Below are 21424 nucleotides of genomic sequence, written 5' to 3' on the forward strand. Positions count from 1 at the left end.
GCACATCTCGCCCACCGCATCCGGCCACAGCGGCGTCGGCGGCTTGCCCCAGCCCCCGCCCGGGCCACTCGCCCAGCCCTGCCATCGCGACCGGTCGGTGAACGTCTGCGGGGTGGCCCGGTACAGCAGCACCGGGTCCCTGCGGGTGAAACTGTCGGCGACGATGTACACCCACCCGCTGGGCGAGTGGCCCGGGCGGGGGCTGGGGCAAGCCGCCGACGCCGCTGTGGCCGGATGCGGTGGGCGAGATGTGCATTCGGCAGATCGACGGCAAGGCGGTGCTGTCCTATTTCAACGCGGTCACCGGCAACATGGAGGTCCGGGTGGCCAACGACCCGACGGGCCTGGGCGATGCGCCGGTCACCACGGTGGTGCAGCACGACGAGTGGCCGGATCCGGCGGAGAGCCTGCCGCCGCCCTACGACAATCGGCTCGCGCAACCGTACGGCGGCTACATCTCGCCCGGCTCCACCCTGGATGAGCTGCGAATCTTCGTGAGCCAGTGGGACACTCGCGCGCGGGTGGCCGCGCCGTACCGGGTCATCCAGTTCGCGGTCAACCCGTTTCGGCCTGAGTAGGCCCCAGGGTTCCCAGGCCCGTTCGCGGGTGGCTGATCGTGTGGGTGATCACCGGAGCTTTGCCGCGCCGATACGCCCGCTGACCGGGGGCTTTAGTTCACAGCTGCTACATAAGCAGCGCATAGCCGCCACTACTGTTAACGGCTTCATCATTTGTCTCATGAGTGAAACATCTGAAACCCCCACTGTGCGGCACTCCACCGCCACTGCACCGGTCGCCGCCGAAGCGGCGGCGGCCTACCGGGCCCCGCGGGTCTTCCAACTCGCCGCGTGGGTCGCCATCGTCGCCGGGATCGTGTTCATCGTCGCGGTCATCTTCTTCACCGGCTTCATCCTCGGCCACCGCGGCGGCCATCACGGCCACCACCACCACAAGCACCACCACGCGATGGTTCACCACCGCGGTCCTGGCGGCCCCGGCAACTTCGGCGGCCCGGGCGCACCGGGCGGCCAGGGTGGACAGGGCGGACAGAACGGTCCGGGAGCCACCACCGCTCCTCCGTCGACGTCGGGCGTGCGTCCCAGCGGCATGGCCCCGGGTCAGCTCCCGGCGTCGGTCTTCCACTCCGCGGCCGCGACGGGTCAGGTCCCGAGCATCATCGTGCTGACCAACTGAAAAACCCTTGTCAACCAGTGGCCCGGCGCTCCTCGTGAGCGCCGGGCCACCTGTCGTTCGCGGTCACCGGCGCCTAACCGCCGCATCTCGATTCACAACAATTTTCTCGCCGAGACCTGTTAGGACCAGCCAGCGCGGGGCAATATGGCAAGGCATGAGTGAGACACCCGAACCACACACCGAGCCGACTGATTCGACCCCGGCCGCACCCGTCACCGCGCCGCCGCCGCCACCCCCGCACCGGGTGAAGCCGCCGCGGCTCTACACGGCGGCCGCGTGGGTGGTGATCGTCGCGGGCATCGTCTTCATCCTCTCGTCGCTGTTCTTCGTCGGCGCCTTCATCTGGAAACACCAACACCCCTGCCACCATCACCACGGCATGTTCCACCCGGGCGGCCCCGGCGGCCCCGGGCCGGGCAACGGACCGTGGGGAGGCCCCGGCGGGCCCGGGCCGGGTAACGGACCCGGCCAGTACGGCGCCCCCGGCGGCTACGGGCCGTGGTACGGGGGCCCGGGCGGACCCGACAACGGGCCGTGGGGATATGGGCCCGGCGGTCCTGGCCTGATCGTTCCGATGCCCCCCGGTGGCCCGGGCGGTCCCGGCGGACCGGTTGCCGGCCCGGGCGTCAGCGGCCCCGGCCAGCCGCCCGCGGTCAGCCCCGGCCCCGGCGCGCCCGCGCCGCGCCCCTGACGAGCGCCTGCTCAAGTCACGCCTTAAGTCGCGCCCGAATGGGTATGAACCCGTAGTGGGCGGCCGATCGGAAGTCGCCCGTATTTTCTTGACCAGGTCAAGATAAGGGGAATACTCGATTGCAGGCCGGAAGATCCGGGGCGCTCACTGCGGTAATGAAAATGCCTGATGCTCAGGCGATTCGGTACCGCGGTGTGCGACCTCGGGCACCGCGGCCTTCAGCCCGGTGACGAGGAGAGCGAAATGACGGAGCCTTTCACGACCACTGACGCGGGCATCGCTGCGCCGAGTGACGACCAGTCGCTGACGATCGGCCCAGACGGCCCGATTCTGTTGCAGGACCACTACCTGATCGAACAGATGGCGATGTTCAATCGGGAGCGCATCCCGGAGCGCCAGCCGCACGCCAAAGGTGGTGGCGCATATGGTCATTTCGAAGTGACCAATGACGTCAGCCAATACACCAGGGCCGCGGTGTTCCAGCCCGGCACCAAAACCGAGATGCTGGCCAGGTTTTCCACCGTCGCCGGCGAGCGGGGCAGCCCAGACACCTGGCGCGACCCGCGGGGCTTCGCGCTGAAGTTCTACACGAGCGAGGGCAATTTCGACCTGGTCGGCAACAACACCCCGGTCTTCTTCATGCGCGACCCGCTGAAGTTCCAGCACTTCATCCGGTCCCAGAAGCGCTTACAGGCAAGCAATGTGCGTGACCACAACATGCAGTGGGATTTCTGGAGCCTGTCCCCGGAATCGGCGCACCAGGTGACATGGCTGATGGGCGACCGGGGAATCCCCAAGACCTGGCGGAACATGAACGGCTACAGCAGCCACACCTACAGCTGGATCAACGCGGCCGGCGAGATCTTCTGGGTGAAGTACCACTTCGTCACCGATCAGGGCATCGAGTTCCTGACCCAGGAGGACGCCGACCGGTTGGCCGGTGAGGACGGCGACTATCACCAGCGCGACCTGTTCGAGTCGATCGAACGCGGGGATCACCCGAGCTGGACGCTGAAGATGCAGATCATGCCGTACGAGGAGGCCAAGAACTATCGGTTCAACCCGTTCGACCTGACCAAGGTGTGGCCGCACGGCGACTACCCGTTGATCGACGTCGGCAAGATGACGCTGAACCGCAACGTCACCGACTACCACGCCGAGATCGAGCAGGCGGCCTTCGAGCCGAACAACACCGTGCCCGGCACCGGGTTGAGCCCGGACAAGATGCTGCAGGCTCGCGGCTTCTCGTACTCCGACGCCCATCGCGCCCGGCTGGGGACCAACTACCGCCAGATCCCGGTCAACACCCCCAAGGTCGAGGTGAACAGCTACTCCAAGGACGGCGCCATGCGGATGAACAACGTGTCCGACCCGGTCTATGCGCCCAATTCCTACGGCGGGCCGCACGCCGACCCCGCACGCGCCGCCGAGATCCGCTGGCACGCCGACGGGGACATGGTCCGCTCGGCCTACACGCTGCACGCGGAGGACGACGACTGGGGGCAGGCCGGCACCATGGTGCGCGAGGTCCTCGACGATGCGGCCAGGGAACGCCTGGCGCACAACATCATTGGCCACGTCTCCCAAGGTGTGAAAGAGCCGGTGCTGTCGCGGGTGTTCGAGTACTGGCGCAACGTCGATCCCGACCTCGGCAAAAAGGTCGAGGAAGGCGTGCGGGGCAACGGGGGCTGACCGCCCGTCGGTGCGCCTGGCATGATCGCTGCATGACCATGCGGGTGACGCAGGTTGTCCAGCTGCACGGGGCCGCGATGGCCATCGGATTGGTTCTGGCGGCCGCGGCCGCAATGCCGGTGGCGGCCGCGCACCCGTCGGAGCCCGGCGTGGTGAACTACGCCGTGCTGGGCAAGGGATCGGTCGGCAACATCGTCGGCGGGCCCATGGGGTGGGAGTCGGTGTTCACCCAGCCCGGGCAAGGTGACTGGGTGGACCTCCCGGACTGCAACAACTGGGCCGACATCGGTTTGCCCGAGGTGTACAACGATCCCGACCTGGCGTCGTTCAACGGGGCCCTCACCCAGACGTCGGCCAGCGACCAGACCCATCTGGTCAAACAGGCCGTCGGGGTGTTCGCCACCAACGAGGCCGCCGGACGGGCATTTCACCGGGTGGTGGATCGGACGGTGGGCTGTTCGGGACAGACCACCGCGCTCCACCTGGACAACGGCAGCACGCAGGTGTGGTCGTTCGACGGCGGGCCGGCCGGCCCGGCCGATGAGAACTGGACGAAGCAGGAGGCCGGCACCGATCGCCGGTGCTTCAATCAAACCAGGCTGCGCGAAAACGTGTTGCTGCAGGCGAAAGTGTGCCAATCCGGTAACGCCGGACCCGCGGTGAACGTGCTAGCTGGGGCGATGCAGAACGCGTTGGGTCAATAGTCGAGCGATTGGGTAACCGTCTGTCCCGAGCACCTCGAAGTGCGGAGAAGGGAATTTGTCGGGGGCATCTGATAGATGAAGCACTAGACGAAGTGGTGCCGATTAACGTTCGATTAGCTGCGCAGGGAAGCGGTCCGCAGGCGCATGTTCAGGTTTGCCCGGGCCCGAAGGGATCGTGATATGACGTTCGCGCCGATCACCGCCGCGGCTTCGCAGTCGGAGTCGCGCGTGCCCGGTGCCGAACCCGCCCCCGAACTCAACATCGCCGAACTGGCCGACTCCGCGGCCGTCGCGCAATACATCGCCGAGGGATGTCTGGTGGACGCCCCGCTGGGTCGTGTCGGCCTGGAGTTGGAGGCCCACTGCCACGACCCGGCCGACCCGCACCGCAGACCGGGCTGGAGCGAGATCGCCGACGTGCTCGACGCGCTGCCCGCGCTGCCGGGCGGCAGCAGGATCACCGTGGAACCGGGCGGTGCCGTCGAACTGTCGGGGCCGCCGGCCGACGGCGTGGTGCCGGCCATCGAGGGCATGCGCCGGGATCAGGCCGTGCTCCAGCCGGCGTTTGCTGCGGCCGGGTTGGGCCTGGTCTTCCTCGGCGCCGATCCGCTGCGCCCGCCCAAGCGCATCAACCCCGGCGCCCGGTACCGCGCCATGGAACAGTTCTTCGCGACCAGCGACTCCGGGGAGGCCGGCGCGGCGATGATGACCTCCACCGCATCGATTCAGGTCAACCTGGACGCCGGGCCGCGCGACGGCTGGGCGGCCCGGGTGCGCCTCGCACATGCGTTGGGGCCCACCATGATCGCGATCACCGCCAACTCGCCGATGCTGGACGGCGACTTCACCGGCTGGGTGTCGAGCCGGCAGCGGGTGTGGGGCCGGATGGATTCAGCGCGCTGTGGACCCATCCTGGGCGCCAGCGGCGACGACCCGGGCACCGACTGGGCGCGGTATGCGCTCAAGGCCCCGGTGATGCTGGTGCACAACCCCGACGCCGAGGCGGTCACGCATTGGGTGCCCTTTGCCGATTGGGTCGACGGCCGCGTGTTGCTCGGGGATCGTCGCCCCAGCGTCGCAGACCTGGAATACCACCTGACCACGCTGTTCCCGCCGGTGCGACCCAGGCAGTGGCTGGAGATCCGTTATCTGGACAGCGTGCCCGACGCGCTGTGGCCCGCCGTCGCGTTCACCCTGACGGTCCTGCTCGACGACCCGGCCGCCGCCGACATCGCGGCCGAGGCCGTCGAACCGGTGGCCACCGCCTGGGACACCGCGGCCCGGGTCGGGCTGCGGGACCGGCGGCTGTACGCGGCGGCCAACGCGTGCATGACCGTCGCCGCCGCGAAGGCGCCCGCCGAACTCGGCGATTCGATGCGCCGGCTGGTCCGATTGGTCGACCAGGGCCGCTGCCCCGGCGACGATTTCTCCGACCAGGTGGTCGCGCACGGCCTGGCCCCCACGGTGGCGCGACTCGCGCAAGGGGAGCCGTGACGTCTCCGGAGAATTCCGACCCGCTGCGCCCGGCTGCGCCGCGCTTACGGTCGTCATGCCGGGAGGGCATCGCCGACGACCTGGCGCGGACGCGGACGCGGACGCTGCGGCTGGTCGAGTTCGACGACGCCGAACTCTACCGGCAGTACGACCCGTTGATGAGCCCGCTGGTATGGGACCTGGCGCACATCGGCCAGCAGGAGGAGCTGTGGCTGTTGCGCGGCGGTGACCCCGCGCGCCCCGGGATGCTGCCGCCGGCGGTGGAGGGGCTCTACGACGCCTTCGTGCATTCCCGCGCCAGCCGGGTCGATCTGCCGCTGCTGTCGCCGGACAAGGCGCGGGCCTACTGCCGGACCGTGCGTTCGGCCGTGCTCGACGCGCTCGACGCCTTGCCCGATGATCCCGCCGGCGACGAGGCCGCGTTCGTGTACGCGATGGTGGTCAGCCACGAAAACCAGCACGACGAAACCATGTTGCAGGCGCTGAATCTGCGCAGCGGCGCACCCCTGTTGCGGGACGCCGCCGTGCTGCCGGCCGGTCGAGCGGGTTTGGCCGGCACGTCGGTGCTGGTGCCCGGCGGCGAATTCGTGCTCGGTGTGGACGCCGCCGCCGAGCCGTATTCGCTGGACAACGAGCGCCCGGCCCACGTCGTCGACCTGCCCGCGTTCCGGATCGGCCGGGTTCCGGTCACCAACGGCGAATGGCGCCGGTTCGTCGACGACGGCGGCTACGACCAGCCGCGCTGGTGGTCGGAGCGCGGCTGGCAGCACCGCCGGGTTGCGGGCCTCACCGCGCCGCAGTTCTGGAGCTCCGACGGCGCGACCCGCACCCGGTTCGGCCACGTCGAGGACATCCCGGCCGACGAACCCGTCCAGCACGTCAGCTATTTCGAGGCCGAGGCCTACGCGGCCTGGGCCGGTGCCCGGCTGCCCACCGAGATGGAATGGGAGAAGGCCTGCACCTGGGATCCGTCCACCAATACCCGGCGCCGGTTTCCCTGGGGCGAGCGCAAACCGGACGAGGCGCTGGCCAACCTCGGCGGCACCGCGTTGCGGCCGGCGCCCGTCGGCGCCTACCCGGGAGGCGCTTCGCCGTGCGGGGCCGAGCAGATGCTCGGCGAGGTCTGGGAGTGGACCACCTCCCCGCTGCGGCCCTGGCCGGGGTTCGTGCCGATGCTCTACGAACGGTATTCGCAGCCCTTCTTCGACGGCGATTACCGGGTGCTGCGCGGCGGCTCCTGGGCCGTCGAGCCCGGCATCATGCGCCCGAGTTTCCGCAACTGGGATCACCCCTACCGGCGCCAGATCTTCTCCGGCGTCCGGTTGGCATGGGACGTCCCCGACGCCGGGGGTCGCGCCTGATGTGCCGGCACCTGGGCTGGCTGGGGACCGACGTCACGATTTCCTCGCTGGTGCTCGACCCGCCGTTCGGCCTGCGGGTGCAGTCCTACGCGCCGCGCCGACAAAAGCACTGCCTGCTCAACGCCGACGGTTGGGGCGTCGGGTTTTTCGACGATCATGAGCCGCGCCGCTGGCGCAGCCAGGCGCCGCTGTGGGGCGACGTGTCGTTCGATTCCATCGCGCCCGCGCTGCGCAGCCGCTGCGTGGTGGCCGCGGTGCGCTCGGCCACCGTCGGCATGCCGATCGAGGCCAGCGCGTGTGCGCCGTTCACCGACGGGCAGTGGTTGTTGTCGCACAACGGAATCGTGGATCTGGCCGTGTTGCCGGCGACGTCGCGCGCCGAATCGGTCTGTGACAGCGCGATACTGGCGGCCACCATCTTCGGGCGCGGCCTCGACGCGCTGGGGGAGACCATCGAAGAGGTCGCCGCGGCCGATCCGAACGCCCGGCTGAACATATTGGCCGCCAATGGCTCTCGCATGCTGGCGACGGCCTGGGGCGACACGTTGTCCATCCTGCGGCGCCCGGACGGAGTGGTCCTGGCCAGCGAACCCTACGACAACGACTCCGACTGGGAGGACGTGCCGGACCGCCACCTTGTCGAAGTCACCGCGAACGGTGTCACGATGACGCCGCTGGATCAGTCGAGAGGATCTTGATGACGCTGTCGCTGTCGAACCACCTGGCCGCCGACTCGGCGTACCACGCCTTGCGCCGCGACGTGCTGGAAGGCCTGCAGAAGACACCAAAGACATTGCCGCCCAAATGGTTCTACGATTCCGTGGGCAGTGAGCTGTTCGACCAGATCACCCGCCTGCCGGAGTACTACCCCACGCGCGCCGAGGCCGAGATCTTGCGGGCACGGGCGGCCGAAGTCGCATCGGCCAGCGAGGCCGACACCCTGGTGGAACTGGGCAGCGGGACATCGGAGAAGACGCGGGTGTTGCTCGACGCGCTGCGGGCGCGGGGTTCGCTGCGCAGGTTCGTCCCGTTCGACGTGGACGCCAGCATCCTGTCGACCGCCGCCGCGGCGATCCAGCAGGAGTATGAGGGCGTCGAAATCAAGGCCGTCTGCGGCGATTTCGAAGAGCACCTGACGGAGATCCCCGACGGCGGGCGCCGGCTGTTCGTGTTCCTGGGGTCGACGATCGGCAATCTCACGCCCGAACCCCGCGCGGAATTCCTCGCGGCACTGTCCGCGCAGATGCGGACCGGCGACAGCCTGCTGCTGGGCACGGACCTGATCAAGGACACCGAGCGGCTGGTGCGCGCCTATGACGACGCCGCCGGGGTGACGGCGGCGTTCAACCGCAATGTGCTCGCGGTGGTGAACAGGGAGCTCGACGCCGACTTCGACGTCGGCGCCTACCGGCATGTGGCCCGGTGGAACGCGGCGGAAGAACGCATCGAGATGTGGCTGCGGTCCGACCGGCGCCAGCGGGTGCGGGTCGGTGCGCTCGAGCTGACCGTCGACTTCGAAGACGGCGAGGAAATGCTCACCGAGGTGTCGTGTAAGTTCCACTCCGACAAGGTGACTGGTGAATTGGCGACTGCGGGGTTGCGCCGCACCCAGTGGTGGACCGACGAGGCGAACGACTTCGGGTTGTCGTTGGCCGTGAAGTGACCGGCCCCACCGCGCTGGCCGATCAATGGCGGTCAGCCCGCCCGCCGATGGCCGGACTGCACCTGGACAACGCCGCCTGTTCGCGGCAGAGTCTGGCGGTGATCGAGGCCGCCGCGCAGCACGCCCGCAACGAGTCCGAGCTCGGCGGCTATGTCGCGGCGGAGGCGGCCACACCGGTGCTCGACGCCGGACGCGTGGCATTCGCCGCGCTGACCGGAATGGCCGATGCCGAGGTGGTTTTCACCACCGGCTCGCTGAACGCCCTGGATCTGTTGCTGGGCAGCTGGCCGGCAAAGCGCCGAACGGTGGCTTGCCTGCCCGGCGAATACGGACCCAACCTGGCGATGCTGGCCGCGCACGGATTCGACAGGCAGCTGCTGCCGACCCTGGAAGACGGCCGGGTCGCGCTGGACGACGCGGCGCTGGCGTTGCAAACCGATCCGCCCGACTTGGTGCATCTGACCGCGGTGGCCAGCCATTGCGGTGTGGTGCAACCGGTTTCGATGGTCGCCCAGCTCTGCCGGGAGCTGGGGCTGCCGCTGGTCGTCGACGCGGCCCAGGCGCTGGGCCAGGTGGACTGCGCGGTGGGCGCCGACGCGACCTATTCCTCGTCGCGCAAGTGGATCGCCGGGCCGCGCGGTGTCGGGATGCTCGGGGTGCGCCGCGAGCTGATGGAAAGCCTGCGCCCACGGCTGGCCGCGCCGGACTGGGCCCGCAGAGACGGTTCGCCGACGGTGGCCGAACAGCTGGAATTCGGCGAGGCCAATGTCGCCGCGCGCGTGGGGTTTTCGCTGGCGCTGGGCGAGCATCTGGCGTACGGGCCGCAGGCGGTGTGTGCGCGGCTGGCCGAGGTGGGCGGCGTGAGCCGCACGGTGCTGGCCGATGTGGCCGCCTGGACGGTGATCGAAGAGGTCGAAGAACCCAGTGCCATAACCACTTTGGTGCCGAACGACGGCGCCGACCCGCAGGCGGTCCGCGACTGGCTGCTCGCCGAGCGGCGAATCCTGACCACGTTCGCCGGCGTGCAGCGGGCGCCGCTGGAGCTGACGGAACCCGTGCTGCGGATCTCGCCGCACGTGGACACCACCGCCGAAGACCTGGAGACGTTCGCCGAGGCGCTCATCGCCGCCACGGCGGCGACCGCGACCAGCTAGCCGGCCTTGTGTGCGGTCAGCAGGTAGGCCGGCATCTTCATCCGGCCCTTCTCGTCGCGGTCGTGCTGCGGGCCGTCGGGGACCGGCGGAATGTTGGCGTGGATGTAGGCCGGCCGGATCTCGTCGATCTCCCAGTACTTGCTGACCGCCTCGCGCAGCTCGTCCTCGTCGACCTCGTTGGGCTTGCTTTCCCACTCGTCGGGGAAGGCGCCCTTGGCGAAGACCAGCACGAAGTAGCCGGCCCCCGGCGCCGCCGCGCGGTGTACCGAGTTGAGGTAGCCGTCGCGGCCCTCGATCGGCAACGAGTGGAACAGCGTGCTGTCGGCCACGGTGGAGAACCGTCCGTCGTAGCCGGTGAACGACGTGATGTCGGCCTGCACGAAGGTGGCCTTGGTCAGGCCGCGGTCGGCCGCGGCCTTGGTGGCCGCCGCGACGGCGGTGGGGGTGAGGTCGATGCCGACCACGGTGTAGCCCTGGGTGGCCAGGGTCAACGACAGCTCGGCGACTCCGCAGCCCGCGTCCAGCACGTCGCTGCGGAACTTGCCGGCCGCGATCAGGGCGGCCAGTTCGGGCTGCGGCTCACCGATGTTCCACGGCGGCGGGCCCTCGAACTCGCCCTGCTCGCGATACGCGCTGTCCCAGTCCATGACTTGATCGGGCACGGTTTCCAACTCCCTGTTTGCTGTTACGCGCCGCTGGCGCGAAGACGGGTATGCAGCGCAGCCATGCACCGGCAGCTCCGCGTGGTTGCGCTGTCAGCTCGGCACGTCGAGCCGCCAACCGCTTCAACAGTACTTCCGCGCGACGCGTCGCCGAGTTTGTGCCTGTCATGCCCATGACGTTGGTAAGCCGCGCTTGTCTGCGGCGAGCTACCCGCGGTCAGGACTCCCACGTGTGCACCGGCTCGTTGGCGTGCATGTGCTCGCAGTACCGGTGCAGCATCTCGGCCAGCGCCGCCGGCCTGCTCATGCCGCCGTCCTGCAGGGCCCGCACGGTGGACACCTGCCAGCTGGCGCCGTTGCGACCGGTCCGCGCCCGGCCCTCGATGACCCCGAGGAACCGGTCGCGGACCTCGGCGTCGACACCCCAGCGCTGCAACCCCTCGTCGGCGATCGGCAGCAGGGTGTCGAGCACCAGTTCGCGCGCCGTCACCTCACCGAGCCCGGGCCAGCGCAGCCGGGCGTCGATGCCGTCCAGCGCGGCCGCCAGGAAATTGGCTTCCGCCACACCGAAATCCATGGCGGTCCACAACGGTTTGTCCGCTTCGGACAAGCTGCGCAGCATGCCGTAGAAGAAGGCCGAATTCGCCAGCATGTCAATGACGGTCGGCCCGGCCGGCAATACCCGGTTCTCCAGCCTCAGATGGGGACGACCGTCGACCACGTCGTACACCGGACGGTTCCACCGGTAGACGGTGCCGTTGTGCAGCCGCAATTCGGCAAGGTGCGGGATGCGCCCGGCGGCCAGCTCGGCGACCGGATCTTCGTCGGACACCTCGGGCAGCAGGAATTCGAAGAAGCGGATGTTCTCTTGGTACAGGTCGAGGACCGAGCTGATCCACTGTTCGCCGAACCACACCCGCGGCCGCACGCCTTGGGATTTCAGCTCATCGGATCTGGTGTCGGTGGACTGCGCGAACAGCTCGATACGGGTTTCCGCCCACAGCCGGTGGCCGAAGAAGAACGGCGAGTTGGCGCCCAGCGCCAACTGCGGGCCGGCCACGATCTGCGCCGCATTCCAGTTGGCGGCGAAGGTCTCCGGATCCAGCTGCAGATGCAATTGCATGCTGGTGCAAGCGGATTCGGGTGCGATCGTCGAGGTGTGCCAGCTCAGCGGCTCGGGTCCGGAAATGTTGATGTGGATGTCTTCGCCGCGGGAGGTGAAGATCGATTCGTTGAGCGCGGCGTATCGCTTCGATTCGCTCATCCAGCCGTGCTCCAGGTGTTCGGCCATCAGTGTGGGCAGGATGCCGATCATGACGATGTGGGCACCGCCTGCGGCGCCGGCTTTGTTCTCGGCCTCGTTCAGGCTGGCCCGCACCTCGGTCTCGAGATCCAGGCCGGTGTGCCCGGGCAGTGCGTGCGGCGGAACGTTGAATTCAATGTTGTAGGCGCCCAATTCGACCTGGTACGCCGGATCGCCGATCGCGTCCAGCACGTGGCGATTGGACATCGCCGGCTGGTAGTCGGCGTCGACCAGGTTGCACTCGATCTCCATGCCGGTCAGCGGCTGCTCGGAATCGAAGTCTGACTGGGCGAGCATCCTCTCGAAGGCGTCCAGACACAGCTGTATCTTGCGCCGGTATTCCCGTCGGTGTGCGCTGTCGTACGTGGTGCGCTTGACCTCTTCGCCCACACCGCAGATGCAACAGGGTTAACGCCAGTTACGCAAGCTTTCACGAGTCGCAGTTGTGGCCCCGTCCGCCGGGCGGGTAGACCATGATGGACTTTTGCCGCAAATGTGTCACGGGTGGAGGAGAGCAGTTGGCCGAGTTCGCCGAATTCGTCGCCGCGATCGACCAGGGGACCACCAGCACTCGCTGCATGATCTTCGATCACGAGGGTGCCGAGGTGGCACGTCATCAACTCGAGCACGAACAGATCCTGCCCCGGGCCGGCTGGGTGGAGCACGATCCGGTCGAGATCTGGGAGCGCACCTCCTCGGTGCTGACGTCGGTGTTGAACCGGGCCAACCTGAGTACGAAAAACCTTGCTGCGCTCGGTATTACGAATCAGCGCGAGACGACTCTGGTGTGGAACCGCAAGACCGGGCGACCCTATTACAACGCGATCGTCTGGCAGGACACCCGCACCGACCGGATCGCGTCGGCGCTGGAACGCGATGGTCGCGGCGACGTGATCCGGCGCAAGGCGGGCCTGCCTCCGGCCACCTACTTCTCCGGCGCCAAGCTGCAGTGGATCCTGGAGAACGTCGACGGGGTGCGCGCGGCCGCCGACAACGGTGACGCCCTGTTCGGCACCGCCGACACCTGGGTGTTGTGGAACCTGACCGGGGGGCCGCGCGGCGGAGTACACGCCACCGACGTGACCAACGCCAGCCGGACCATGCTGATGAACCTGGAGACCCTGGACTGGGACGACGAACTGTTGTCGATCTTCTCCATCCCTCGTGCAATGTTGCCGAAGATCGGGCCGTCGTCGTCTCCGCGGCCCTACGGCGTGACGTCGGAGACCGGGCCGGCCGGCGGCGAGGTACCGATCACCGGGATGCTCGGCGACCAGCACGCGGCGATGGTGGGTCAGGTGTGTCTGTCCGAGGGGGAAGCCAAAAACACCTACGGCACCGGAAACTTCCTGCTGCTCAACACCGGTGAGACCATCGTGCGGTCAGACAACGGGTTGGTGACCACCGTCTGCTATCAGTTCGGGGACGCCAAACCCGTGTACGCGCTCGAGGGTTCGATCGCGGTGACCGGCGCGGCCGTGCAGTGGCTGCGCGATCAGCTGGGCATCATCAGCGGTGCCGCGCAAAGCGAATCGCTGGCACGACAGGTCGACGACAACGGCGGGGTCTATTTCGTTCCCGCGTTTTCCGGTTTGTTCGCGCCCTACTGGCGGTCCGATGCGCGCGGCGCGATCGTCGGCCTGTCCCGGTTCAACACCAACGCGCATCTGGCGCGCGCAACGCTGGAGGCGATCTGCTATCAGAGTCGCGACGTGGTGGACGCCATGGCGGCGGATTCCGGTGTGCGCCTTGAGGTTTTGAAGGTCGACGGCGGTATCACCGGTAACGACCTGTGCATGCAGATCCAGGCCGACGTGTTGGGCGTGGACGTCGTGCGCCCGGTGGTCGCGGAGACGACCGCGCTGGGCGCCGCCTACGCGGCAGGTCTGGCGGTGGGGTTCTGGGCCGATCCGGCCGACCTGCGCGCCAATTGGCAGGAGGGCAGGCGCTGGGCTCCGGCGTGGAACGACGAGCAGCGCGCCGCGGGTTATGCGGGGTGGCGCAAAGCCGTGCAGCGGACCCTGGATTGGGTCTCCGTAACCTGAGGGTCACGTGACGCCGCCCGATCCGGGGCCCGCCGGAGGCACTCAGTCTTCGCCGAGAATGCCGTAGATCTCACGCCGCGCATTGTTGAGGATGTCCACGATGCGCTGCTGCTGGTCGGCCGAAGCGGTGTGGGCGGACTGCCCGACCGCGCCGAACAATTGGCCGACGGCCGCCCGCAGATTCATGTGACCCGGGTCGGCGCCTTCGGTGATCTCCTCCCACGGCGGGGTTTCGATCTTCTCGGCCGCCGCGCGGCCCTGTTCGGTCAGCTCGAAACGCTTCTTGCTGCCGTCGGTTTCGCTCGCGGTGATCAGGCCTTCGTCGTCGAGCAGTTGCAGTGTCGGGTAGACCGAACCGGGGCTCGGCTTCCACAGTCCATTGCTGCGCTCGGCGATCTGGTGGATCATTTCGTAGCCGTGCATCGGCCGCTCGGCCAGCAGCGTCAGGATGGCCGCTCGCACGTCGCCGCGCTTGCCGCGACCCGGGCCGCCGCGGCGCCATCCGCCGCGCCGGCCACCGGGGCCGAAGCCGAAGCCCGGGCCGAAGCCGGGACCGAAGCCCGGGCCGAAACCTGGGCCGAATCCGAGCGGGCCGTCGTGGCCACCGGCGTGATCGCGCAGGTGCTCGCGGAAGTCCCGCCGGGCCTGGCGCCGTGCCTCGTGCAGGGCGCGCCGGTCAACCGGGCCGGAGCCGAAGCCGAATCCGATACCGGGCCGACCGGCGAATGGTCCTTCGGGGGGAGTGAATGGGTTGCTCATTTTTCTGTCCTTACGTTTGGGGGTCGCGCACCGGTCGTGCGCTTCGAAACATCACGATATATCGAAAACTAACGCGATGCAACGAGATATGTTGAATACCTGCATTAATTTGCCGCTGAGCTGCGCAAACCGGGTGATGCTCGTTCATGGCCGTACGGTTTGCATGCACCAGACGGCGGGTAGGAACTAGTGAGATGAACGCTGACAACAACCTGAAGGTCGACGGCGGTCGCACGGGCGCGGCCGCATTCGGGCGGCCCGACGGTGCCCGGCGCCGCAACAGCTGGACGTGGATCAACTGGGGGCTGGCGCTGGCGACGGTGCCCGCGGCCGCGCTCGTGATGCTCTTCGCGCTCGGTGCCGTGATGAGCACCGACGGTTGCAGCGACCGCAGCTGTCCCAACCTGGGCCACGGTGGGATCGATTTCGGCGTCGCGTTCTACGGTGCGCCTGCGGTCGCGGTGGTCGTCATCGTCATCTCGTTCTTCACCGCGAAGCGGCGCGGCGGCATCGCGGTACCGCTGTGCGGATGGGCGTTGCTGATCATCGACGTCGCCCTCATGGCGGCGAGCGTGGCCGGCTAGTGCGGCACTGAGAATCCGTCCGGCGTACCGGGGTCTCCCGGACCGGGACCACCCGATCGGGGGTCAGGCCATCCGACGGATGATTGCGGCGCTGACGGCACCGCGCCCGGCGGCGGGCTGGGCCAGCCCGGGGGGCCGTGGTACGCACCGCCGGGCGGTGGCCACGGCGTCGGCCCCATCGGTCCTGGCGCGGGCATGACCGGGCGCAGCCGGGCCAGCTCGCGCCGGTGCCGCTCGGCGAGGACGGCCGCGAGCACCAGCTCCGGTGGGGCGCCGGGCGGTGGTGGCGGCGCGATGCGGGCCACCACGTCACCGGCGATCCGGTATCCCATCTGCAGGCGCAGCTGACGGTCGAGCTGCGTTGCCCTGGAAAGGAATTGGCGCGCCACCTCGGCCTGACCGGCCGACAGACCGGACAGCTGCAACGACGACGCCCACCATGCCAAGGAGGGCGGCATCATGGGCGGGGGCCCGAGCCGGGGTCCGCGTTCGTTGACCACCACGGTGCCGGCGAAGATGTCGCCGATCCGTTTGGCCTTCGGAGACAAGATGCTGCAGATAACGGCGGGACTACCGAACAGCATCCAGATCTCCACCAGCCCCGCCAGGGCCCGAAACAGCGCCTGGCGGAAGCGTTCTGGGCCGCCGTCGTCGGACACCACACGCAGGCCCATCGCGATCTTGCCGACCGAGCGCCCCCGCGTGGCCGTTTCGAGAACCAAGGGATAGCCGACAATGACCAGCACCGTAAATATCAGCAGGATCGCGTTGGTCAGTGCGGTATCGAATTGAGTCAGGGTGGCCGCCCACAACATCAGGCCGAGCAGGTAGCCGATGACCATGACCACGATATCGATCAGCGCACTGAGCGTCCGCACCGGCAGCTGGGCGATCTGCACATCGAGCACCACAGCGTCCCCGGTCACCACCTCCGACATAACTTCGAACGGTACAGGCTGGGTGCGTGTGGCCGGCCGCACTTTGTCAGGCCGGCGGTGCGATTAGGCTGCCGAGGGTGGATGTCGATGCATTCGTGCTGGCCCATCGCCCGACCTGGGACCGCCTCGACCGATTGATCGGCCGGCGCCGGTCGCTGTCCGGCGCGGAAGTCGACGAACTCGTCGAGCTTTACCAGCGGGTCTCCACCCACCTGTCGATGCTGCGCTCGGCGTCGTCGGATTCCGTGCTGATCGGCCGGCTGTCGAGCCTGGTCGCGCGGGCCCGGTCGGCGGTGACCGGTGCCCACGCGCCACTGAGCAGTGCGTTCACCCGGTTCTGGACCGTCTCGTTTCCGGTCGTGGCCTACCGCACCTGGCGGTGGTGGCTGGCCACCGCGGCGGCGTTCTTCGCCGTGGTCGTGATCGTCGCGCTCTGGGTCGCCGGCAGCCCGGATGTGCAGTCCTCGCTCGGAACACCCAGCGACATCCAGCAATTGGTCAACCACGACGTGGAGTCGTACTACAGCGAACATCCCGCCGCGGCGTTCGCGCTGCAGATCTGGGTCAACAACTCCTGGGTTTCCGCGCAATGCATCGCATTGTCCGTGGTGCTGGGCGTGCCGATTCCCTTTGTGCTGTTCCAGAATGCCGCCAACCTGGGCGTCATCGCCGGGCTGATGTTCCCGGCCGGCAAGGGTGCACTGCTGCTGGGTTTGCTTGTCCCGCACGGACTGCTGGAGCTCACGGCGGTATTCCTCTCGGGCGCAACGGGAATGCGGCTGGGCTGGTCGGTGATCTCGCCCGGGGACCGGCCCCGGGGCCAGGTGCTCGCCGAACAGGGCCGCGCCGTCGTCTCGGTCGCCGTGGGTCTGGTTGCGGTGCTGCTGGTTTCAGGGTTGATCGAAGCGCTCGTGACACCGTCGCCGTTGCCGACGTTCGTGCGGGTCGGAATCGGCGTCATCGCCGAGGTGGCGTTCTTGTCCTACATCGTCTACTTCGGCCGCCGCGGGGTGAAGGCCGGGGAAAGCGGCGACATGGCCGACGCGCCGGACTTCGTTCCGACTCGCTGAGCCGGGTGTCGCCGGCGGGCTACAGACGCCCGGTCGCCTTCATCGCCAGATAGTGATCGGCGAGGGCGGGTGCCAGTTCGGTGGGCGGGGCGTCGACGACCTCCACCCCGCTGCGGCGCAGCCGGGTGGCGATCGCGCCGCGGTCATTGCGGGATCGCTCGGCGGCCGCCGCGTCGTACACCGCCGCGGCGTCCGAGCGCCCCCCGGCCATTTGGTCGACGCGCGGATCGGAGACAGCCGCCACCAGCAGGTGATGCTTGGCCGACAGCTGCGGCAGCACGGGCAGCAGGCCCTCGTCAAGCGCGGCCGCGTTGAGATCGGTCAGCAGCACCACCAGGGACCGCCGGCGGGCGCGCAGCGCGATCGCGGAAGCCATTGCCCGCCAATCTGATTCGACGAGGGTAGGTTGCAGGGGCGCCATCGCGTCGACCAGCTGGGCAAGCAGTTCGGTGCGCGAGGCGCCGAACACGCCGACTCGGCTCACCCGGTCGTGGGCGAGGAAGTCGACATGGTCGCCGGCCCGCGACGCCAGGGCCGCCAACAGCAGTGCGGCGTCCATCGACCAATCCAGCCGCGGCCAGCCCGCCGGATCGGACGCCGTCGGGTCGACACCGACCCGACCCGCCGCCGTGCGGCCCGTGTCGAGCACGATCACCACCCGCCGGTCGCGTTCGGGCCGCCAGGTGCGCACCACCACGTCGGCGCGACGCGCGGTGGCGCGCCAGTCGATCGAGCGCACGTCGTCGCCGACGACATACTCTCGCAGCGAGTCGAATTCGGTGCCCTGCCCGCGTACCAGCGTGGGCAGCAGGCCGTCGATCTCGCGGAGCTTGGCGAGCCGCGACGGCAGGTGCTTGCGGGCCAGGAACGGGGGCAGTACCCGCAGCTGTCCGGGCACCGGTCGCGAACCCTGCCGTCCCGCCAGCCCGAGCGGGCCGATCGATCGGGCGGTCACCACGGTCGCTCGCTGGTCGCCGCGGCGAACGGGCTGTAGCCGGGTCTGGACGTGCTGGTCTTGCCCGGCGGGGATGTCGACGGGATGAATGCGCGGCCGCGCCTGGGCGCTGGGCGGCCAGGCGTCGCGGATCTGGCCGCGGAACCGGCGCGCGCCGTCGTTGTGGATCGACAGCCCGCACTCCACCTGCTGCCCGAGCCGCGCCGAGCGATCCGGGGAACGCACGTAGCGCAGTTTGGCCGTGCTGGCGGCAAGGACGATGTCGAAGGCCACCGCGATTGCCAGCGCCATCAGCAGGGCCGCGAAAGTGGTTGCCGGCCAAGGAGAAAGCGCGATAGGCAGGACGCAGATCAGTGCGACCAGCCCGGTGCGTCCGGTCAGGACCACTATCGGGGCACCGGAACCGACGCCAGGATCCCGTCGAGCACGCCGTCGGGCGTGGCCCCCTCGAGTTCGGCCTCGGGCCGCAGCATGACCCGGTGCCGCAGCGTCGGGCGGGCCATGGCCTTCACGTCGTCGGGCGTGACGTAGTTGCGTCCGGACAGCCACGACCAGGAGCGCGCCGTGGCCAGCAGCGCGGTCGCCCCGCGGGGTGACACACCCAGTTGCAGCGCAGGGGAGGAACGGGTGGCCCCGACGATGTCGACGATGTAGCCCAGCACCTCGTCGGCAACCAGCACGTTCTGCACGGCGGCGCGGCCGGCCGCCAGGTCGGAGGGCCCGGCCACCGGGTTGATCGCCGACAGATTGCGCGGGTCGAAGCCGTGCGCGTGCCGGTGCAGGATGGCGATCTCGGCGTCGCGTGGCGGCAGCGTCACATTCAATTTGAGCAAGAAGCGGTCCAGCTGGGCCTCGGGCAGCTGGTAGGTGCCCTCGTACTCGACCGGGTTCTGGGTGGCGGCCACGATGAACGGGTCGGGCAGCGGCTGCGGTTCGCCGTCGACGCTGACCTGACGCTCTTCCATCGCCTCGAGCAGCGCGGCCTGGGTCTTGGGTGGGGTCCGGTTGATCTCGTCCGCCAGCAGCAGATTGGTGAACACCGGCCCGGGCCGGAACACGAACGCGGCGGTGCGCGCGTCGTACACCAGTGAGCCGGTCACGTCGCCGGGCATCAGGTCGGGGGTGAACTGCACCCGTTTGAACTCCAGCTGCAGCGCCGCGGACAGCGCGCGGACCAACAGCGTCTTCGCCACTCCCGGAACACCTTCCAGCAGCACGTGGCCGCGGCACAGCAGCGCGATCACCAGGCCGCTGACCACGCCCTCCTGTCCGACGACGGCCTTGGCGAGCTCGGCGCGCAACGCCAGCAGCGCCTCGCGCGCCGATTCAGCGGTGGGGGATCCAGCGGTAATGGGTTGTGTCACGGGTGTGCGACCTGCCTTTCGATTTCGTCGAGCGCACGGGCAAGTTGTAACAGGTCGTTGTCGGTCGTCGGGGGCGGACCGAACAGATGGTAGGAGACGAACGCCGGATCGGCTCCGGTGCGCTGGGCCGCGGTGGTCACGACGGCCGCCGGCGAAGCGCCCGCACCCAGGCCAAGCCGCGGCAGCAGCCGCGCCACCGTGGCGGCGCGCAAAGCCGCGGCCGCGCGATCGCGTGCCCGTCGGGACCGGTACAGCCGCCCGCGACCCTCGACGGTCTCCGAGGCGCGCACCACCACGGGCAACTCCTCGGCCACCAGCGGTCCGGGCCGACGGCCCTTCCAGACGGCCACCAGCAGCACCACCAGCGCCAGTTGTCCGACGATCCAGATCACGTTGGGCGGAATCAGCTGGAAAAGCGTTGACTTGGGCGAGGATTCACCCTCGATATGACGCGGTGCGTACCAGATGAGCCGGGGGCGGTCGCCCGCGAGGTTCATCGCCAGCGCGGTGTTGCCCGCCTGCAGCAGGCTGCCGTTGGTCATGAAGTCGGTGCTGCCGACGGCGGTGATGGTGCGTCCGTCGCTGCGGAAGCGGATCAGCGCGCCGTCGTAGCAGCGGGTCATGGCGCGGCCGTCTTTGGACTCGTAGGTATTGGTGGCCCCGAATCGGACAGACCCGGCCCGAACAGCCTCGCGCAGCGTGCAATTCGGGTCGAGGTCAAAGCCGTTGGCGCCGGAGACCCGCACGCCGGGCAGCAGCGCCTCGCGGGTCCGGGTCGTCGGTTCCACCAGCAGCAGGTCCGAATGCACGTTGTCCAGCCGGTCAAGCAGCGTGTCGGTGAGGTATTGGCTCTGGGCCACCAGGATCAGCGCGTCCGGGCGCGCCGCGTGTTCGACGTCGGCGATGTTGTTGGCCACGACGACGTCGACTCCGGCGCCGCGCAGCAACTCAACCAGCGCGTGGGCACCGTCGGAACCGGTCGACGCGGGATCCATGCGGGCCCCGGGTCGCGCTGCGCTCAGGTATGCGTCGACGCCGGCGATGACGGCGAGCACCAGCAGGGTGACGAATACCCAGCGCCAGGTGCGCCCGCGGCGCGGCGTGATCTCGGGACCGGAGTCGGTGATCGTCGCCATTACCGCACCTGCGCCCATGACTCGGGTGCTTGCGCCCGGCCGGGCTCGAGCGGACCGCCCTGCCAGCGGGACCGCAGGTGGTCGTCCAGGTCGGTGATCATCTGGTAGGCATCCTGGGTCCCGGGTTGTTCGCCATACGTGACGTCGTTGAAAGCCGTTGCCGCTTGCGTTAATTCGCCGGCGAGGTGGGGCAGCGCGGCACCCGCGTCGCGGGCAAGCTCGTTGGCCGTGCGGCCCGGGGCCGGTGTCAGCACCCCGGTCTCTTCGAGCTGGCGGGCGACGGCGCGCAGCCGGTGACGAATCGCGGCGGCCCAATCACCCTCGGCCGCATAGTTTTCCGCGGTCGCGCGATGCTGGGCGGCGGTCAGTTGGGCGGCTTCGAACAGCGCGTGGTCGCCGCCGCGTCGGGTGCGCATGGTGCGCCGCAGAATGTAGATGCCGACGATCACCGCGATGGCGAGCAGGACGAAAAGCACCGTGGCGGTGAGCCATCCGCCGGGCACCGAGGAAGTCTTCTGCAGCAGCCGGTAGATCAGGTCGTTGACCCAGTCGACGAAATGTTCCCGCGCGGAGCCCTTGGAGTAGATCGGTTTGTTGAGCTCGTCCTGCGCGGCGCGATGTGCGGCATCGCGGTCGATGTCGATGGAAGGCATCC

The 21424-nt window shown here is 68.9% G+C and carries 20 protein-coding genes and 2 pseudogenes; 13 read left to right on the forward strand and 9 right to left on the reverse strand.

All coding sequences use genetic code 11. The annotated features are described in order from the left end of the window. Positions 1–186: pseudogene (locus A5708_RS25855) on the reverse strand (DUF4185 domain-containing protein); the annotation flags it as partial. Here A5708_RS25855 and A5708_RS01675 point away from each other — a divergent pair. From A5708_RS01675 to egtE, 10 genes and pseudogenes are all read left to right on the forward strand, one after another. Continuing rightward, positions 180–578 (forward strand): annotated as a pseudogene (locus A5708_RS01675) (DUF4185 domain-containing protein); the annotation flags it as partial. The pseudogenes A5708_RS25855 and A5708_RS01675 overlap by 7 nt on opposite strands. A gap of 187 nt (positions 579–765) precedes the next feature. Then, positions 766–1194, forward strand: coding sequence for a hypothetical protein (locus tag A5708_RS01680; RefSeq protein ID WP_196772497.1), 429 nt, complete (start codon positions 766–768; stop codon positions 1192–1194). Positions 1195–1348: 154 nt separating this feature from the next. Then, on the forward strand, positions 1349–1885 hold the full coding sequence (locus A5708_RS01685) for a hypothetical protein (protein WP_065026968.1): 537 nt from the start codon (positions 1349–1351) through the stop codon (positions 1883–1885). Between the two features lie 243 nt (positions 1886–2128). After that, positions 2129–3577, forward strand: a complete 1449-nt coding sequence (locus tag A5708_RS01690; protein ID WP_065027035.1) for a catalase — start codon at positions 2129–2131, stop codon at positions 3575–3577. 32 nt (positions 3578–3609) lie between these two features. Beyond that, on the forward strand, positions 3610–4281 hold the full coding sequence (locus A5708_RS01695) for a sensor domain-containing protein (protein WP_065026969.1): 672 nt from the start codon (positions 3610–3612) through the stop codon (positions 4279–4281). A 180-nt stretch (positions 4282–4461) separates the two neighbouring features. After that, positions 4462–5775, forward strand: coding sequence for an ergothioneine biosynthesis glutamate--cysteine ligase EgtA (gene egtA, locus A5708_RS01700; protein ID WP_065026970.1), 1314 nt, complete (start codon positions 4462–4464; stop codon positions 5773–5775). 23 nt (positions 5776–5798) lie between these two features. Further along, entirely contained in the window at positions 5799–7136 is a 1338-nt protein-coding gene (egtB, locus tag A5708_RS01705; RefSeq protein ID WP_065027036.1) for an ergothioneine biosynthesis protein EgtB, read from the forward strand. Next, positions 7136–7834 (forward strand): ergothioneine biosynthesis protein EgtC, encoded by a 699-nt coding sequence (gene egtC / locus A5708_RS01710; protein WP_065026971.1) that lies wholly within the window; start codon positions 7136–7138, stop codon positions 7832–7834. Before egtB ends, egtC begins: the two co-directional genes overlap by 1 nt. After that, entirely contained in the window at positions 7834–8799 is a 966-nt protein-coding gene (gene egtD, locus A5708_RS01715) for an L-histidine N(alpha)-methyltransferase (RefSeq protein WP_065026972.1), read from the forward strand. The genes egtC and egtD overlap by 1 nt, the downstream gene beginning before the upstream one ends. 47 nt (positions 8800–8846) lie before the next feature. Continuing rightward, positions 8847–9953, forward strand: coding sequence for an ergothioneine biosynthesis PLP-dependent enzyme EgtE (gene egtE, locus A5708_RS01720; protein WP_231117791.1), 1107 nt, complete (start codon positions 8847–8849; stop codon positions 9951–9953). Here egtE and A5708_RS01725 read toward each other — a convergent pair. Beyond that, complete coding sequence (locus A5708_RS01725; RefSeq protein WP_155765840.1) at positions 9950–10615, reverse strand: class I SAM-dependent methyltransferase; 666 nt, start codon at positions 10613–10615, stop codon at positions 9950–9952. The two genes, egtE and A5708_RS01725, sit on opposite strands and share 4 nt — an antisense overlap. Before the next feature lie 217 nt (positions 10616–10832). Then, positions 10833–12308, reverse strand: a complete 1476-nt coding sequence (locus A5708_RS01730; RefSeq protein ID WP_065026974.1) for a glutamate--cysteine ligase — start codon at positions 12306–12308, stop codon at positions 10833–10835. An 86-nt stretch (positions 12309–12394) separates the two neighbouring features. On the opposite strand from A5708_RS01730, the gene glpK reads away from it, so the two are divergent. Continuing rightward, a complete protein-coding gene (glpK, locus tag A5708_RS01735; protein WP_155765844.1) occupies positions 12395–13963 on the forward strand; it encodes a glycerol kinase GlpK in 1569 nt (522 codons plus the stop codon). Between the two features lie 42 nt (positions 13964–14005). Here glpK and A5708_RS01740 read toward each other — a convergent pair whose 3' ends face one another. After that, positions 14006–14722: a PadR family transcriptional regulator gene (locus A5708_RS01740; RefSeq protein WP_065026976.1), complete on the reverse strand. Its 717-nt coding sequence runs from the start codon at positions 14720–14722 to the stop codon at positions 14006–14008. Between the two features lie 194 nt (positions 14723–14916). Here A5708_RS01740 and A5708_RS01745 point away from each other — a divergent pair, with 194 nt between their 5' ends. Continuing rightward, a complete protein-coding gene (locus tag A5708_RS01745) occupies positions 14917–15306 on the forward strand; it encodes a hypothetical protein (protein WP_065026977.1) in 390 nt (129 codons plus the stop codon). On the opposite strand, the gene A5708_RS01750 is transcribed toward A5708_RS01745, so the two are convergent. Continuing rightward, positions 15303–16244: an RDD family protein gene (locus tag A5708_RS01750; protein WP_065026978.1), complete on the reverse strand. Its 942-nt coding sequence runs from the start codon at positions 16242–16244 to the stop codon at positions 15303–15305. The genes A5708_RS01745 and A5708_RS01750 overlap by 4 nt on opposite strands. 77 nt (positions 16245–16321) lie before the next feature. On the opposite strand from A5708_RS01750, the gene A5708_RS01755 reads away from it, so the two are divergent. Next, the gene (locus A5708_RS01755; protein ID WP_065026979.1) at positions 16322–17314 is read left to right on the forward strand and encodes a stage II sporulation protein M; all 993 of its coding nucleotides are present in this window, start codon (positions 16322–16324) and stop codon (positions 17312–17314) included. Positions 17315–17333: 19 nt separating this feature from the next. Here the strand turns inward: A5708_RS01755 and A5708_RS01760 are convergent, their stop codons facing one another. Genes A5708_RS01760 through A5708_RS01775 form a run of 4 tightly spaced genes read right to left on the reverse strand, consistent with a single transcriptional unit; the run spans position 17334 to position 21422 of the window. After that, positions 17334–18656 carry a DUF58 domain-containing protein gene (locus tag A5708_RS01760; RefSeq protein WP_065026980.1) on the reverse strand — a complete coding sequence of 441 codons (1323 nt, stop codon included), beginning with the start codon at positions 18654–18656 and terminating at the stop codon, positions 17334–17336. Next, on the reverse strand, positions 18656–19633 hold the full coding sequence (locus A5708_RS01765) for an AAA family ATPase (protein WP_065026981.1): 978 nt from the start codon (positions 19631–19633) through the stop codon (positions 18656–18658). Before A5708_RS01765 ends, A5708_RS01760 begins: the two co-directional genes overlap by 1 nt. After that, the gene (locus A5708_RS01770) at positions 19630–20769 is read right to left on the reverse strand and encodes a DUF4350 domain-containing protein (protein WP_065026982.1); all 1140 of its coding nucleotides are present in this window, start codon (positions 20767–20769) and stop codon (positions 19630–19632) included. The genes A5708_RS01765 and A5708_RS01770 overlap by 4 nt, the downstream gene beginning before the upstream one ends. Next, positions 20769–21422, reverse strand: coding sequence for a DUF4129 domain-containing protein (locus tag A5708_RS01775; RefSeq protein ID WP_065026983.1), 654 nt, complete (start codon positions 21420–21422; stop codon positions 20769–20771). Before A5708_RS01775 ends, A5708_RS01770 begins: the two co-directional genes overlap by 1 nt. Between the last annotated feature and the right edge of the window lie 2 nt (positions 21423–21424).

It is taken from the genome of Mycobacterium colombiense (assembly GCF_001672755.1).
In the GTDB taxonomy this organism is placed as follows: Bacteria; Actinomycetota; Actinomycetes; order Mycobacteriales; family Mycobacteriaceae; genus Mycobacterium; species Mycobacterium colombiense_C.